Origin of the sequence: Streptomyces glaucescens (assembly GCF_002154375.1) — a bacterium.
GTDB lineage: Bacteria > Actinomycetota > Actinomycetes > Streptomycetales > Streptomycetaceae > Streptomyces > Streptomyces glaucescens.
In genome coordinates, this window is the sequence record NZ_MUND01001084.1 from 1 (window position 1) to 1,546 (window position 1,546).

Consider the following 1,546-nt stretch of genomic DNA (forward strand, 5'->3'; position numbering starts at 1 on the left):
GAGGCGCAGCGCACCTCCTGCTCAGGCTGACCGGCGGGAGCCGAGCGCGCAGGCCACGGCGGTCGCCGCCGCCGCGAGCAGCGCCGCCCCGCCCAGCGGCAGCAGCGGGAACGGGACGGTGCCCGAGCGCGAGCCGGTGACCAGGCCGGTGACCGCCGCGTTCGCCGGGGAACCGGTCAGCACCAGTGCCAGCAGCGTGGCCAGCAGCAGCGCGGGCACCGCCCGGCCGGTCGAGCGCAGCACCGGGCGGCTGGTGAGCGCGCCGACGGCGGTGCCGAGCGAAGCGCAGGCGAGCGCGGCGAGCAGCCCCGCGGTCCCGGCCGGGAGCCGGTCCACCCTGGTCCGCCCGCCGGCGCCGGCCGGGTCGCTGATCAGCGTCACGACGAGGGTCGCGAGGACGCCGAGCGCCGCGGCGGCGGCGAACGCCACCAGCAGACACGCCAGATGCGCCCGCGCGGGCCCGGCCGCGGCCGCGACGCAGGCCCGCGCCGCGGCCGGTTCGCCCTCGGCGCAGATCCGGGCGAGCCAGGCGGCGACGGGCAGCAGCGCGGCGGCCGCGTAGCCGAGCGAGTCCAGCACCGGCTGCCCGCCCTGCACGCTCACCGCCAGGAAGGCGGCGTACAGGATGAACGGCGGCAGCCACCGCTGCGAGCGGAGCAGCAGCGCGGCCTGGTAGCGGAGCAGGGCGGTCATCGGAGGCTTTCCGGGTCGGCGGGGGTGCGCACGGAGACGACGTGCCAGGGCGGGGCCGCCGTCAGCAGGGCACGCAGTACGACGTCGGAATGGGCGGCGGGGACGGTGAGCCGGTGGCCGCCGGGGGCCGTCTCGGCGGCCGAGGCGGCCAGGCGCAGGACACCGGCGGGCAGCGCCGCGCCGGGCGGCCCCTGCACCTCGACGGTGGCCCGCGGGCCGGGCGCCGGCGCCGGCTCCCCGGTACGGCGGTGCAGCGCGCCGTCACGGACGACGTGGACCTCGACGGGCGCGCCCGCCAGCCGCCGCGGATCGTGGTCGACGAAGACGACGGCGCCCCCGTCCGCCGTTCGCTCGGCGACCGCCCGCTCCAGCTCGGCGCGGGCCGCGGTGTCCAGGCCCGTCCACGCCTCGTCCAGCACGAGCAGCTCCGGATCGGCGAGCAGGGCCTGCGCGACGGCCACCTTCTGGCTGCTGCCCTTCGACAGCCGCCGCATGGGCGTGTGGGCGTACCCGCCGACGCCGAAGCGCTCCAGCCACAGGTCGGCGGCGCGGGCGGCCCGCGCACGGGACAGGCCGTGCACGGCGCCGAGGTGGCGGAGATAGCCGACGGGGGTGAACGGCAGGGCCGGAGGGAAGCGTTCGGGGACGTACGCGGTGCGCGGCCGGCCGGTGACCCGGCCCTCGGTGGGAGCGTCCAGGCCCGCGAGCAGGCGCAGGAGAGTCGACTTGCCGGTGCCGTTGGCGCCCTCCACGCGGATCAGGGCACCGGGCGGCACGGTCAGGCCGACTCCGCGCAGCACCCAGGGACCGCGCGCCCCGTAGCGGCGGCCCACCCCCTCCAGTCGCCGTTCCC

2 protein-coding genes are annotated in these 1,546 nt (G+C 79.2%); both read right to left on the reverse strand.

The genetic code is table 11. The annotated features are described in order from the left end of the window. Positions 1-21: 21 nt before the first annotated feature. Positions 22-693, reverse strand: coding sequence for an ABC transporter (locus CCN42_RS40760; RefSeq protein WP_086742079.1), 672 nt, complete (start codon positions 691-693; stop codon positions 22-24). After that, entirely contained in the window at positions 690-1,535 is an 846-nt protein-coding gene (locus CCN42_RS40765) for an ABC transporter ATP-binding protein (RefSeq protein WP_086742080.1), read from the reverse strand. The genes CCN42_RS40760 and CCN42_RS40765 overlap by 4 nt, the downstream gene beginning before the upstream one ends. Positions 1,536-1,546: the final 11 nt, after the last annotated feature.

Bases quoted from the DNA above. Each gene is read 5' to 3' on its own strand.
- CCN42_RS40760 (WP_086742079.1), bottom strand. From the start codon at position 693: ATGACCGCCCTGCTCCGCTACCAGGCCGCGCTGCTGCTCCGCTCGCAG.